Source organism: Plantactinospora sonchi, from assembly GCF_036422035.1.
GTDB classification, from domain to species: domain Bacteria; phylum Actinomycetota; class Actinomycetes; order Mycobacteriales; family Micromonosporaceae; genus Plantactinospora; species Plantactinospora sonchi.
Window position 1 is genome coordinate 42,073 of sequence record NZ_JAZGQK010000047.1, and the last position, 13,590, is coordinate 55,662.

Sequence of the window (13,590 nt, forward strand, 5' to 3'; positions counted from 1 at the left end):
GTGCGGCGAGTTCTGGCGCGGTACACCCGCAACGACGTGCTGCCCCGGATCGAGGTGGACCCGGAGAGCTTCGCGGTCACCGTCGACGACGTACACGCCACCGTGCCGCCGGTCCGGCACCTCCCGCTGACCCAGCTCTACTTCTTCACTTGATCCATTGTTGCCGGCGATCGGGGCGCCGCGGTGGTCCCACCCGGATGTGGTGAGGCCACCTCGACGTACCGGCGGTGGATCATCATCCAGACCGGGAGCATCAGCAGGGTCAGCCGCCGAAGTCGGCGCCCGCCCGGTCGGTGGCGAACTCGGTGGCCTGGCCGAGGTAGCTCCGATAGTCCAGGTGCGCGGCGAGGCTGGTCCCGTTCTGGCAGAACCGGTCGTCGACGTTGCAGTAGGACTGGGTCCGGTCGGCGAGTGCGTTCAGCTGGCCCGCTCCGCGGGGGAAGATGCCGGAGGCCTGGCCATCGGTGACGTTGAACGACTCACCGGCGGTGAACGTCGGGTCACCGAAGAGCAGCACGGAGGAGATCCGGGAGGCGAGGTCGGCGGTGAGTGCCGAACCGCCACCGAAACCGCCTCCGGCCAGCGCATCGCCCATCACCTGGGCGCCCTGCGAGTAGCCCATCAGGACGAAGCGGGTGTCGGCGCACTGCGCGGCGGTGGCTGCCACGACCCGCTGGACTTCGGCGACGCCCTGCCGGACGCTGCCGACGTAGTTGTACAACGTTGCCGGGTAGTTCAGTGCGGTGGTATGGGCGGTCTGCGGCAACTGCTGCGTGATCTGCTGGGCCAGCGGCGTGAGGATTATGCCGAGGCCGGGAGGTTGGAGGCTGCCCCGGGCGCCGATGACCTCGACTTGGGGGCAGGTGTTGTCGGGCGTCTCGGCGGCGTAGGTCGGCGACGCGACCGCCAGTCCGGCCACCGTGGCCGCGCCGGCGACCACGAGGGCCAGCAGCCGCCGGCGGCGTGTTCGGGTTCTGCTTCCGTTCATGCTCTCTCAGCTCCTTTTCCCAGGTCAACGAGGGTAAGGGTTCGGAAGCAGGAACGATAGAGGCCCGGGTGAAGGGCGGACCCTGTCGATGGCCCTTCTCACAATCCGCGCTGGTCGTCTGCCATCCGGCGGGCGTTTTGTGTGCCTTGCCGCTGGCCGGAGTCCCATCGGACGTCGACGTCGACCAGCGACTCCCGGACCGGAGTTCACGGCAACCACCCTGGTCGGGGTGCACGACCGTGGTCGCCTTCCTGACAGAATGGTCGTGGCGACGACACGCTCTGTCACTGGCATCGGGACGGATGGCGGACAGCCAGGAGTGCGATCGTCTGGCGCCTGGGCTATCCCTGTACCTGCCGAAAATGTCATCCAGGCAGGTCAGACGGCATGTTCGTACTCGTGGATGATGCCGTCGAGGCGGTCACGTCGGTGGATGTTCAGGCGGGCGATCCGGTCCGGGGCGGTGATCGGTTCGGGTAACGGGGCGAGTGGTCGGGCGTTGGCGACGCCCTGATGAGGCCTGTGTTCGTTGTAGAAGACCTCGTACTCGCGGAGCGCGTGTAGTAGATGTCGCTGGTTGAAGATCAGTGTCCGGTCGAGGAGTTCACGTCGGCAGGTCCGTATCCAGCGTTCCATGATCGCGTTCATCCGGGGTATCCGGACGCCTGTGTGTGCACCTGTAGGGTGCCAAAACTCAGTTCCGGTTGCTGACCTGCGAGTCCGTAGATCCATCACGCAGCGCGGTGGTACTCGTTGATGACCCCGCCGAGCCGTCGTCGGCGTCGGACAACGCCGTCGATCGGCATCACGATGCCCGGCTCACGGTTGGGCGGTACCTGCCCTCGGCCTTGGTGAGGGCGGTGGTGATCGAAGTGTCGGACGTACCCGGTCAGCATTATCGTGGCGTGCCGCTGGCCGTGGACCAAGACGTGGTCAGTGCACTCCTCGCGCATGCTGCGCCCCCAACGCTCCACGAAACAGTTCGCCCTCGGCGTGCGCGGTGGTGTCTTCACCACCTGTACGCCCTCGTCGGCGAGGACGGCGTCGAACGATGCGGCGTACTTGGTGTCTCGGTCGCGGATCATGAACCGGAAGTCGCTGGCCCGCTCGCCGAGGTTCATGAACAGGTTGCGGGCCTGCTGGGTCACCCACGCCTGGGTCGGGTGATCGGTCACGCCGAGCAGGTGGATCCGCCGGGTGGCGATCTCCATGACGACCAGCACGTACAGGCGGCGTAGCCACACGGTGTCGACGTGGAAGAAGTCGGCGGCCAGCAGGCCGGTGGCCTGGGCGCGTAGGAATGTCCGCCAGGAGGTGTCGGTGTCGCGGGGTGCGGGGCCGAGGCGGCCTTGGGTCAGGATTCGGCGGATGGTGCCGAGGCCGACGCGGTGCCCCAGTCCGAGCAGCTCGCCTTGGATTCTCGTGTGGCCCCAGCGGGGGTTGTCACGTGCCATCCGGCGGATGAGTTGACGGATCTCATCGCTGATCGGTGGTCGTCCACCGCGGTGGGGGTAGGCCCAGCGGCGTTGGACCAGCCGTCGGTGCCAGGCCAGCAGGGTCGCCGGGGTCACGATCCGATAGGCGCGGGACCGCGCGAGGCAGGCGGCGGGACAGCGTGGACAGGATCACCCGGTCCGGCCAGGACAGCCGCGGCCGGCCACGGACCTGACGGCGCAGAACCGCGACCTCATGGCGCAATGCCAGCAGTTCCGCGAGCATGACCTTGTCGGCCCGGGCCGTGCGCAGCAGCGCGTCGAACATGCGAACCGTGACCAGATAGATCAGTGGGAACACCATGACCACGACGGTGCCTCAAACTCGCGAATCCCCAGCTCACAGCAGGTGCGATTGGTATTGGCGCCGTACAAGCGATCAGTTGGTGGCGCCAGCCTTCGATGGTGTCGAGCAGCGATAGTTGGGCGCCGGGGTGGGGCGTTCGCGGCGAACGATGAACCGGGTTCCGTCGTCGGGCCAGCCGGTGGCGTCGAGCAGGCCGGTGATCTCGCAGATCTCGGCGTGCTCCACGGGTCGCCGTTGGTATCGAGGGCGGGAACCCAGCCGGTGGCGGCGCGGATCGCTTCACGGACGTTTTCGGTGATCGCGGCACCGACGCTGAACCGGACGTCGAGGTGCTGGCCGCGTAGGTGGGCGAGAAAGCCGTGGCTGGAGCCGGCGGAGTCGCAGCGGATCAGGACCGGCGTGTCGTGCCGATACTCGTCGGGAATCTGGGTCAGGCCCGGTCGAGCGCGGTGATGTGGTCGGCGGTGGCGTTCGATCCGGCCCGGCCCTCGCGCAGCAGGCCGGACAGCGCTCCGCCGGTGTTGTCCAGGGGGCAGAAGAACGGGGAATACCCGAACGTCTTCCTCCACGTGCGGGTCGCGGCTCCCTTCTCCGAGTGGCAGGCAACGATCGAGGCGTCCAGGTCCGGCACCAGGCCCGCCACCTGCTGGCCGGCCAAGCTGACCTGCGGAAGAAGCGTGGTCGTGAACCTCGGCGTGCTGGGCCCAGGCCAGCTCGCGCGCCTGAGCCCGTGCCGCACGCAACCCGGTCAGCAGGGACTCGTCCAGGTGCGACAGCAGCCGCCACGCCGTCGAATCAGAGGGGACCAGCCCGGACAGGCCGGCCTGATCCCGCAGCACCGCGAGATCGGCAATCGCTTCGCCGCCGTCGGCCAGCATCGCCGCCAGATCCACGGCGATCCGGCCTGGATCGTGGCCACCCCGCTGGTGCCGCAGACCGGTGAGGGCCTGACTGAACGCGCCGGTCAGCCCGGTCGCGTCGGCGAGATCGGCGAGCAGCCGGGCACCCGCGTGACCGACCACGCCCCGCCCGTCGCCGGTCACCACGACAGGTCGGGGCAGACCACTACGTGCCGGTGGGCGAGTAGCGGTGGTGGGTGGCTGCCGACGATCCAGAGTGTCGGGAGCGAGAGCAACTTTCCGCGGGTTGCGGCCAACTTTTGCAAGCGCGGACCAAAGTTGCTGCGCTTTTCTCTTTTCTTCTCGGGACGCAGCCTCTAGCGTGTGTCTATCCGTTACAGCTACGAACGCTGATTGTCATATTCCGTTAGGGCACCGACCCGGCGGGGTTTACGAAGGCGTCTTGGCCGCCACAGCCGGAACGCCCCTCTCCGTGCGCGGCGGGTGGCACGTCGGCGCTCCCGTCAGGTTGTTTCGCGCCCTAGAAGGACCGTTCGGCAACGCAATGGTGGCGTTAGCCGGTCCGTCGTGCGCACCGAGAGCAGGCTTCGAACCGAAGCAACACTGGGGTGGCCTCCGCCGCTCGGAATCGGGGCGGCCACGGCCGCCCGGGAAGGCACGGAACATGACCAGGACAAACCGGCCGATGGATCCAGCGGCCCGGCGACTACTGACCCGGCGGAGCATCCTCGCCGCGTCGGCGGGAGCGGCGGCCGCGCTCGGCGCGGTCGGCGCCAACGTGGTGGGGACGGACAAGCCGGCGATCGCGCACGGGCAGCTGCGGGCCGAGCCGCTGATCCCGGAGCGGAACCGTGGGATCATTCTCTACAGTGTCCGGGACCGGATTTCCGCCGCCCCCGACGACAGCGGTGTGCCGTACGGCTTCGAGCGGGTGCTCGCCCGGATCGCCGAACTCGGCTACCAGGAGGTGGAGTTCGCCGGCTACACCCAGAGCACCGAGATCCTCGGTCGGCAGATCACCCCGGCCGAGATTCGGAAAATCCTCGACGACAACGGTCTGGCGGCCAACGGCGCGCACGCCTCAATCAACCCGGCCACCTTCGAGCAGCAGATGGACATCGCCGAGACCCTCGGGATGAAGAACATCGGCACCGGCAGCGACCCGACGAACTCGGCGTACACCGCGGACTGGGACACGGCGGCGGACGTCTGGAACGAGCTCGGTCGGCAGGCCCGGCGGCGTGGACTGCGGCTCTACACGCACAACCACGACACGGCGTACTCGTTCCTGCTCGACGCGGGGCCGCTGGACGTGAACGGCAAGCCGACCCGCTCCTCCGGCATCCGCCGGCTGGAGTACTTTTTCGGAAAGACCGACCCGAGGTACGTCTTCTTCGAGTTGGACATCTACTGGGCCTACGTTGCCCGGTTCAAGCACCGGAAGTACATCGACCGGTACGGCAGGGAGCGGACCGACCTGTTCGACCCGATCCTCAACGTGGTGTCGCAGAGCAAGCGCTTCCCGCTGTTCCACGCCAAGGACGGCAACCGGAACAGCGCCTTGGCCAACGGCTACGAGATGGTCCCGCTGGGCGAGGGTGACATCAACTTCCAGCAGTTCTTCGAGACCATCGGCGACGCGGACTTCCGGCACGCCAACTGGGAGCAGGACACGGCCCCGGGCGGCGTCACCAACCCCGGCCAGTCGCTGGACTTCGCCGCGCTGAGCTACACCAACATGTCGGAGCTGACCATTTACCGTCGCTGACCCGTCCGGACGGGGCGCGGCGGCGCGCGCCCCGTCCCCTCCCGATGCACCTCCCGCGAACTATCGACCGCACCCCCTGGGCAGCCCCGGCGGACGTGGCACCGCGCCGGGCACGAGCGTGTTCCTGCCCGCACGACTGTGTGCCATGACGGAGGAAACCGATGCATGCGATCCAGCGCCGCTGGCTGACCGTTCTGGCGGCAACCGTAACGATCATTTCCTTGGCGGCCGCCGCCCCGGCCGCCGCCGTACCCGATCCCGGCCCGCCCTCCGGCCCGGCCGAGACCCTCGTGGCCCGGGAGAACGGCCCGGTCACGCTCCGGTCCGACGCCCGGGCGCCCCGCGACTACGGCGTCCTGGTTTTCACCAAGACGGCCGGCGCCCGCCGCGCGTCCATCCAGGACGGTGTGCGGGCAATCCGCGATCTCGGCAGGGCGAATGGCTTCACCGTCACTGTCACCCAGGACTCCGGCACGTTCACCGAACCGAACCTGGTCCGCTACCGCGCGGTGATCTTTCTCAACACCACCGGAAACATCTTGAACGCCGCCCAGGAAACCGCGTTCGAGCGGTACGTCAAGGCCGGCGGCGGGTACGCCGGGGTGCACGCGGCGGCCGAGACCGAGCCGGACTGGCCGTTCTACCAGAGCCTGCTCGGCGCGAAGGCGACAAGCGTCTCCCCGGTCGAACCGGGCAACATCGACGTCGCCGACCGGGCGCATCCGTCGACCGAGACGGTGCCGCGCACGCTGACCCTGACCGAGGAGTGGTACAACTTCTCCGCCAACGTCCGGGGCAACGCGCACGTGTTGGCCACTGCCGACGAGCGGAGCTTCGCCGGCGGCGGGATGGGCTTCGACCACCCGATCGCCTGGTGCAAGGACTACCAGGGCGGACGCTCGTGGTACACAGGGCTCGGCCACTCCACCGAGACCTACCGGACGGGCGCCTTCACCAAGCATCTGCTCGGCGGCATCCAGTGGGCGGCCGGCGTGGTCGAGGGCGACTGCGGGGCAACGGTGACCGGCAACTACGAGAAGGTCACCCTCAACGACGAGCCGGGCGAGCCGATGTCGCTGGCCGTACTGCCGGACAACCGGGTGCTGCACAACACCCGCAACGGGCAGATCCGGCTCTACGACCCGGCCAGCGGGGCCAGCCCGGTGATCGCGACGATCCCGGTCTACAGCCACGACGAGGACGGTCTGCAGACCGTGGCGATCGACCCCGACTTCGCCACCAACCAGTGGGTCTACCTCTTCTACTCCCCGCCACTGAACACCCCGGTCGACAACCCGGCGACACCCGGCGTCAACGAGGGGGACGCCCCGGCCATTAGTACCGACCCGACGGTCTGGGACAAGTTCAAGGGCTACAACCAGCTCTCCCGGGTCAAGTTCGTGCAGACCCCGACCCCGCACCTGGACATGAGCACCGAGCAGCAGATTCTGCGGGTCGACGTGGACCGCGGCATCTGCTGCCACGTCGCCGGCAAGGTCAAGTTCGACGGCAAGGGCAACCTCTTCCTGATCACCGGTGACGACACGAACGCGGGCGGCTCGGACGGCTTCACCCCGATCAACGAGTCCCCGACCCAGGGGCCGGGCTACGACGCGCAGCGCTCCTCGGGCAACACCAACGACCTGCGCGGCAAGCTGCTGAGGATCAGGGTGAAGCCGAACGGGACGTACACGGTCCCGGCCGGGAATCTCTTCCCGGAGGCGCAGGACCACGACGACAAGACCCGTCCGGAGATCTTCCTGATGGGGCTGCGCAACCCGTTCCGGTACGACGTCGACGCCTCCGGTCGGGTCTACGTCGGCGACTACTCCCCGGACAGCCGTACCTCGAACCCGGCGCGCGGACCGGAGGGCACCGGGCGCTGGTTCTCGACCACCAAGGCTGGCAACTACGGCTGGCCCTACTGCTACTCGCCGGCGTTGCCGTACGTCGACTACGACTTCGCCACCCGCACCTCCGGCGAGCCGTTCAACTGCGGTGCCCCGGTCAACGACTCGCCCCGGAACACAGGTCTGACGGTGCTGCCGGCGGTGCAGCAACCGCAATTCTGGTACACCTACGAGGCCCGTACCCCGTGCCCCGGGTCGTACCTGGAGTCACCGCCGACCAGCTGCGACTTCAAGTGGCCTGTGATCGGCACCGGCGGGGTCGGCCCGCACGGCGGCCCGATCTACTCCTACAACCCGGCATCGACCTCGGAGACGAAGTTCCCGGAGTACTACCACAACGCCGTGGTGTTCGGTGAGTTCACCCGGGACAAGATCTTCATGATGCGGACCAACGGCAGCGGCGGCCTGGTCGGGGTCGAGCAGTTGCTGCCCGGATTCGTCTTCGACAACCCGATGGAGATGGAGTTCGGCCCGGACGGCAGCCTCTACCTGCTGGAGTACGGCGACGGCTTCTTCACGGCCAACCCGGACGCCCAACTCTCGGTGATCCGCTACGTCAAGGGAAAGCGGTCGCCGGTCGCGGTGATGAACGCCAGCCCAACCTCCGGACAGGCGCCGTTGGCGGTGAACTTCTCGGCTCTCGGCTCGCACGACCCGGACCCGGGCGAGTCCATCTCGTACGCCTGGGACTTCACCAGCGACGGTACGGTCGACTCGGCCGACCCGAGCACGTCGTACACGTACACCGCGAACGGGACCTACACCGCACGGTTGACGGTCACCGATTCCAGCGGCAACACCGGGGTACTGACCCGGGTCATCACGGTCGGCAACACCGCGCCGACGGTCACGGTGACCAGCCCGGTCGCCGGGTCCTTCTTCAACTGGGGGGACCAGATCCCGTACACGGTGACGGTCACCGACCCGGAGGACGGCACCATCGACTGCTCCCGGGTGACCGTCAGCTTCGTGCTCGGGCACGACACGCACGGCCACGAGCACGGCTCGACCACCGGCTGCACCGGCACGTTGCAGTCCCCGGCCGACGGCGCCGACCACGCGGGCGGCTACCTGTACGGCGGGATCAGTGCCTCGTACACGGATCTGGGCGGTGGCGGGCAGCCAGCGCTGACCACGGTGAACCAAGTCGTTGTGCAGACGCCCCGGCAGCAGGCCGAGTTCGCCCAGGTGCGGCAGAACGTGACGGTCGCCAACACCAGCGACACCGGTGGCGGCCAGCACGTCATCGGGATCGACGCGGGTGACTACATCGCGTTCGACCCGATCAACCTGGGTGACGCCAGCGCGATCACGTTCCGGGTCTCGGGCGGATCGACCGCGACCGCGGGCACCCCGAGGGCGACGGTCGAACTGCGGCTCGACTCCCCAACCGGTCCACTGGTCGGCACCGCCACGTTGAACGCCACGACCGGCAACAACGACTGGTCCAGCCAGAGCCTGCCGGTCGACCATCCGGCCGGCGGCCGCCGGCTCCACCTGGTCTTCCAGCCGGTCACCGGTGGTCCCACCACCGGCCTGGTCAACCTGAACTGGGTGGAGTTCACCGCAAAGTAGAACGGTTAGTAGGGCCCCCGCTTGTGCAGGAAACGATAAGCGGGGGCCCTTCCTCACGTCTCAAGCAGTCGGGCGTGCAGTTCCGGGGCGTCGTGCCCGGTGACGTGCCGGGCGGCGATCCAGGCCGCGCCGGCTGCCCCGTCGCCGGCCGGTGTTTCGGGTGAACCGGCCGGCGGCGGAGCCGTTCCTCTACGGCGGTGCGGACCTCGGGTACCCCGAGGAGGACGCCGCCGGCCGGCACCACCGGGCCGGGTCCGGGAGGCAGTGAGAACAGGGTGTCGGTGGGCCGGTCGGCCGCCGTGTCGAGCAGCCCGGCGGCGGCCGCGTCGCCGTCCCAAGGGAGCGCCCGTGCGGTCAGTCTCGCGGCAACCCCGATCATGGAGACGCTGCGCGGCCTGCTTCTCGGCACGCCGATCGGCAACAGCGTCGTGATCGCGCTCGGCTGGTGCGCCGTGATCTCGCTGGTCGGGTACGTGTGGGCGAAGCGGCTCTACAACCGCGACCGCACCCGCTGATCACTCCTGACGGCCCAGGCCCGGCGGTTTGCCGGGCCTGGGTTTCATCGTCGGGCCCGGCTCGCACGGCCGGGCTCAGTGATCGGGCGGTCGGCGGTCGTCTCCTTATTGGTCGGGCGCTCGCGCAGCAGGCCCAGCGCCGCCGCGCGGATCCCGGCCCGGTCCAGGTCGGCGTAGGACGACACCGCCTCCTCGTACGCCGCCCGGTCGGCCTGCTCGGCGTCCGCGCGGGCCGACGCCGCGGACATCGTCGGCTGGAAGTTGCGCAGGAACCGGAACCGCTCGGCCAGCGCGATCATCCAGGCCGCCGACCGCGCGAGGGCCGATTCACCGGTCCGTCGGGCGCGCGCGAGGTCCGCCATGGCTATGGCCAGCAGCAGGGTGCCGCAGATCGCCTGCTCGATCAGGTACGGAGGCGGATTGACCAGCGGATGGCTCAACAGGTGCGTCAGGCGCCCGGGCAGCGCGTCGGCGACGTCGGCAACGAGGTCGAGCCGACCGTGCCGGGCGTGCGCGACGACTCGCCCGCGGGCCACTCACCGACACCGTGGTACCGAACGTGAATCCTCGACTGACCGTCGTCGACCTGAGGAACGACGTTGCCGCCATCGGTTATCCGATCGCCGTGATGTAGCGACGGGCGCGCGAAGCGGCTCGCCACGCGAGGGTGGAGGTCCGGCACGGACCGGGGGGCCTGTCGGCGGCAGATCAGGGCGCCGTCAGTGAGGGGTGCCAGGAAGCGAAGTCGTCAGGCGGACCCAAGACAAGCGCTGTCATATCCAACAGCCGTTGGTAGTAGGTCGCCTCGTAGCTGGCGCGAATCCGGGGCAGGTCGGCGACTTGGGCGTGGCTCGTCTCCGATAGTCCTCCTTCAACCGATGCATCCAGCCCGATTTGCGGCAATTTGTCTGTCTACCGGGTTGTGCTCCATCGACATGAGCACGCTTGATCTTGACAAGGGTCTGGGAAGTCGAGTCGCCGCCAGAGTGGGTCGCCGTCGGCCTCTGCAGGCCGGACGGTCAGGGTCAGGCGTCCGGGAACTTCGTCGCCATGTCGTGCCGGGTCCGGCGACAATGCTCGCCGGAAGGGCGGGACGACGAAGGACGGGGGTGCTGCCGCAGTGGTGCAACGGTTGGGCGGACGCAGGTGGCCGGTGCTGGTCAGTTCGGTCCAGCTCGGCCGCCAGCAATACCGGGTTGTGCGGCCGGCGAGAACGCCGAGGTTCGCCGGTCTCTACGAGGGCCGTCTTGGAGCCCAGTTCTGCCTCGACAAGGAAACGGCGGTGATGTTCGCCCAGGCATGGGGTCTGGCGGCCCGGTCGCCGCATACGATCGTCTATCTCCCACTGCGTCGCGCGGAACTCGTCGACGATCACGGTTGGGGGCGTCCGCTCGACCTGGTGCTGTTGCACCACCGTCTCGCGTTTCCGCCGTCACGGTGGAAGCAGGTCCGTTCCCGGTTGGGCTCCGGCCGGCCGCACACGATCGTCCTACCTGGTGACGCGTGGCCGTCGCGGTCGATCGCCGACCATCGACGAGTGTGGCATCGGGAGTTCCGTGATCATCTTCGGTGGGATATAGCCGCCGACACGTTGGTGCTCACCGGCAGCCGGGAGGCGTTCGAGTTGGAAGCCGACCAGGTCCGCGTCCTGGCCGAGGAGTGTCCGGCTCATCGTGCCCGCACACCGGACACGCACTGCTGCGCCGAGATCGGCATGGGCAGAACGCGCCGGCACCCTGACCAACGCCGGCCGTACGCCGAACTGCACGCTGAATACTCACGGTAACGCCCAACTCGGATGAAGGCAGCCGGGGGCAGACGAAGCACGCCGCACACTGGGGCAGATCACTGCGTTCGGATGACGCATGGTCAGGTGCCCTGGCACACTCAGCCGCGGGTTGACCACCATCACCCTCCGAAACGTCGGCACCGCGGCAATCGTGATTGGACTGCTCATCGCCCTGATCACCCTTGAGACGGGCACCGACCGTCCATTCACGCTGGCGCCTGGCTCCTCGTTCTCGTCGGCACCGGCCTACGGTTGGAGGCCGCCATCCGCGCCTCGAAACGCACGGCGTAATAGCTCCGGTCGCTGATCTCCCGGACAGCAGCCTAGCTGTCGGTGTGGCAAGGGTACGGGCTGGCGTAGTCCCATCGGTACGGGCGTTGCCGACATGGCGCACAACAACGTACGGGGACTGACGGGCCCTCGGCGTCTGTGACATGAGCGCGCACGTGACGAGACGGGCATGCCGTCACACTCGGCAAAATCTCTGCGGGCCTCGGACCACGTCGCTGGGTTTCCTACTCGATGTGAGTCCCGATAGCCGAGAGGTGCGACTGCTGCGGAGGGCGGTCGATGCGCCGCTGCGCGGAGTGATTCGGCCGCTGCTCAACGGGATGCAGTTCGGTGACGAGTTCGCGTGGACGGTGGTCGGCGGTACCGTGCAACGCGTCGGGACACTGTCGGTACCAAGCATCAGGTCTCGCCGACGGCTAGGACTGCACCACGGTGCCGCCTGGTACGACGGCGCGATTCCAATGCCGGACCAGCAATCATGACGAGGAGCGAAGGGGTCAGCGTGACGACGTCAGGTCAAGAAGTTCCTCTCTCAGGTGTGGCAACGCGGGTTTCCGCTGCTGCCTCGCTGCTGGCCGAGGTCCTGAACGAGACGTATGACTCCAGCCCCTGCCGTTGCGTGTCCGCCGGCAGTACCGAGTCGCCAGCCTTGCAGAACTGGAGCTAGTTAGGGGTGGGTGGCCGCGGGGACGCGGCCGAGGTCGCGGTCTTTTGAGGGGGAGTGTGTCGATTTCCGTGTTTGGGCCTGTGGTGTGATCGGGGTTGTTAGATGGTGATCCGGTCGCCGTAGGCGAGGATCAGGGCGTTGAGGGCCTTGGCCCAACCGTAGACCCGGCCGGTGATGCTCCCGCCGCCCCGGCGTTTCTGCTGGACGACGAGGTAGAGGACCTTCATCGCGGCCTGCTCGGTCGGGAAGTGCCCGCGCCGTCGGGCGGCCTGCCGGAACCGGGCGTTGAGGCTCTCGATGATGTTGGTGGTGTAGAGGACTTTGCGGACCTCGTGGTCGTAGTCGAGGAACGGCACGAACTGCGGCCAGGAGGTGCGCCAGAGCCGGATCACGGCGGGGTACTGGTCACCGAACTGCGCGGCGAAGGCCTCGAAGCGGGCCTCCGCCGCGGCGACGGTGGGGGCGGTGTAGATGTCCCGCAACACGGGGGTGATCTTCTGCCAGTCCTTGCGATTCGTATAGCGCAGGGAGGCCCGCACGAGGTGGACGACGCACTGCTGGTGCACCGCCTGCGGCCACACCTGCTCGATCGCGTCGGTCATGCCCTTCAATCCGTCGGAGCAGACCATGAACACGTCCTCGACACCGCGGTTACGCAGCTCGGTGAGGTAGCCGGCCCATTGTTTGGCGCCCTCACCGCCGGTGCCGGCCCACATGCCGAGGACGTCGCGTTCCCTGTCGAGACTGATACCGACCACGACGTAGACGGGCCGGTTCGCGACCTGCCCCTGCCGAATCTTCATCACCAGTGCGTCGATGAACACGACCGGATAGATCCGGTCCAGAGGCCGCTGCCGCCACGCTTCCATCTCGTCCACCACGCTGTCGGTGACCCGGCTGATCAACTCTCGGGACACGTCGGCGTCGTACACGTCCGCCAGATGCGCGGCGATCTCCCCGGTCGTCAACCCTTTCGCGTACAGCGACAGGATCGCCTCGTTGAACCCGTCCAACCGCCGGGCGTGCTTCGGGACGGTCCGCGGGGTGAACGAGCCGGCCCGGTCCCGCGGGACCTGGATCCGCACCGGGCCGACCTCGGTCTGCACCGTCTTCGCACCGTGCCCGTTACGGATGTTGGCCCGCCGGCCGGTGGCCTCGTCGACACCGGCCTCGTCGAGGTGCGCATCCAACTCCGCACCGAGCGCTGACTCAAGAACGGTCCGGGTGATCCCCGCGAGGAGCCCACCCGGCCCGACCAACGAGACCCCGCTCCACCAACTGCTGGGCGAACTCCACCTCCGCCGCCGTCGGCCGGGGAAGTGGAGCAGCGTTCTTCTTGTCTGCCATGACGTGGTCCTTTCTGGACAGGATCAACGTCCTGTCCAACGGACCACACCCAGGTCAAACACGGAAATCTACGCAGTCCC

At 68.2% G+C, this 13,590-nt stretch carries 11 protein-coding genes and 1 pseudogene; 5 read left to right on the forward strand and 7 right to left on the reverse strand.

From position 1 onward, the window contains the following. Positions 1-153, forward strand: coding sequence for a hypothetical protein (locus tag V1633_RS36435; protein WP_331218745.1), 153 nt, complete (start codon positions 1-3; stop codon positions 151-153). A 109-nt stretch (positions 154-262) separates the two neighbouring features. Here the strand turns inward: V1633_RS36435 and V1633_RS36440 are convergent, their stop codons facing one another. The 5 genes and pseudogenes from V1633_RS36440 to V1633_RS36460 form a co-directional block, all read right to left on the reverse strand. Continuing rightward, positions 263-988 carry a cutinase family protein gene (locus V1633_RS36440; RefSeq protein WP_331218746.1) on the reverse strand — a complete coding sequence of 242 codons (726 nt, stop codon included), beginning with the start codon at positions 986-988 and terminating at the stop codon, positions 263-265. 378 nt (positions 989-1,366) lie between these two features. Next, the gene (locus V1633_RS36445) at positions 1,367-1,636 is read right to left on the reverse strand and encodes an integrase core domain-containing protein (protein ID WP_331218747.1); all 270 of its coding nucleotides are present in this window, start codon (positions 1,634-1,636) and stop codon (positions 1,367-1,369) included. An 83-nt stretch (positions 1,637-1,719) separates the two neighbouring features. Then, entirely contained in the window at positions 1,720-2,442 is a 723-nt protein-coding gene (locus V1633_RS36450; protein WP_331218748.1) for an integrase core domain-containing protein, read from the reverse strand. Positions 2,443-2,464: 22 nt separating this feature from the next. Continuing rightward, on the reverse strand, positions 2,465-2,785 hold the full coding sequence (locus V1633_RS36455; RefSeq protein ID WP_331218755.1) for a hypothetical protein: 321 nt from the start codon (positions 2,783-2,785) through the stop codon (positions 2,465-2,467). Between the two features lie 7 nt (positions 2,786-2,792). Next, positions 2,793-3,903 (reverse strand): annotated as a pseudogene (locus V1633_RS36460) (transposase); the annotation flags it as partial. Between the two features lie 409 nt (positions 3,904-4,312). Here V1633_RS36460 and V1633_RS36465 point away from each other — a divergent pair. The 3 genes from V1633_RS36465 (at position 4,313) to V1633_RS36475 (ending at position 9,416) form a co-directional block, all read left to right on the forward strand. Continuing rightward, a complete protein-coding gene (locus V1633_RS36465) occupies positions 4,313-5,416 on the forward strand; it encodes a sugar phosphate isomerase/epimerase family protein (protein WP_331218749.1) in 1,104 nt (367 codons plus the stop codon). A gap of 161 nt (positions 5,417-5,577) precedes the next feature. Further along, positions 5,578-8,901, forward strand: coding sequence for a ThuA domain-containing protein (locus V1633_RS36470; protein WP_331218750.1), 3,324 nt, complete (start codon positions 5,578-5,580; stop codon positions 8,899-8,901). A gap of 299 nt (positions 8,902-9,200) precedes the next feature. Continuing rightward, positions 9,201-9,416 carry a hypothetical protein gene (locus tag V1633_RS36475; protein WP_331218751.1) on the forward strand — a complete coding sequence of 72 codons (216 nt, stop codon included), beginning with the start codon at positions 9,201-9,203 and terminating at the stop codon, positions 9,414-9,416. Between the two features lie 44 nt (positions 9,417-9,460). On the opposite strand, the gene V1633_RS36480 is transcribed toward V1633_RS36475, so the two are convergent. Next, positions 9,461-9,952, reverse strand: coding sequence for a hypothetical protein (locus V1633_RS36480; protein WP_331218752.1), 492 nt, complete (start codon positions 9,950-9,952; stop codon positions 9,461-9,463). Between the two features lie 596 nt (positions 9,953-10,548). On the opposite strand from V1633_RS36480, the gene V1633_RS36485 reads away from it, so the two are divergent. Next, positions 10,549-11,202: a hypothetical protein gene (locus tag V1633_RS36485; protein WP_331218753.1), complete on the forward strand. Its 654-nt coding sequence runs from the start codon at positions 10,549-10,551 to the stop codon at positions 11,200-11,202. Between the two features lie 1,059 nt (positions 11,203-12,261). On the opposite strand, the gene V1633_RS36490 is transcribed toward V1633_RS36485, so the two are convergent. After that, positions 12,262-13,422 carry an IS256 family transposase gene (locus tag V1633_RS36490; protein ID WP_407952133.1) on the reverse strand — a complete coding sequence of 387 codons (1,161 nt, stop codon included), beginning with the start codon at positions 13,420-13,422 and terminating at the stop codon, positions 12,262-12,264. Between the last annotated feature and the right edge of the window lie 168 nt (positions 13,423-13,590).

What these genes read in the sequence shown, in the direction of transcription:
- V1633_RS36440 (WP_331218746.1), bottom strand. Translation starts at nt 988, where the DNA reads ATGAACGGAAGCAGAACCCGAACACGCCGCCGGCGGCTGCTGGCCCTC.
- V1633_RS36445 (WP_331218747.1), bottom strand. Translation starts at nt 1,636, where the DNA reads ATGAACGCGATCATGGAACGCTGGATACGGACCTGCCGACGTGAACTC.
- V1633_RS36450 (WP_331218748.1), bottom strand. Translation starts at nt 2,442, where the DNA reads ATGGCACGTGACAACCCCCGCTGGGGCCACACGAGAATCCAAGGCGAG.
- V1633_RS36455 (WP_331218755.1), bottom strand. Translation starts at nt 2,785, where the DNA reads ATGGTGTTCCCACTGATCTATCTGGTCACGGTTCGCATGTTCGACGCG.
- V1633_RS36465 (WP_331218749.1), top strand. Translation starts at nt 4,313, where the DNA reads ATGACCAGGACAAACCGGCCGATGGATCCAGCGGCCCGGCGACTACTG.
- V1633_RS36470 (WP_331218750.1), top strand. Translation starts at nt 5,578, where the DNA reads ATGCATGCGATCCAGCGCCGCTGGCTGACCGTTCTGGCGGCAACCGTA.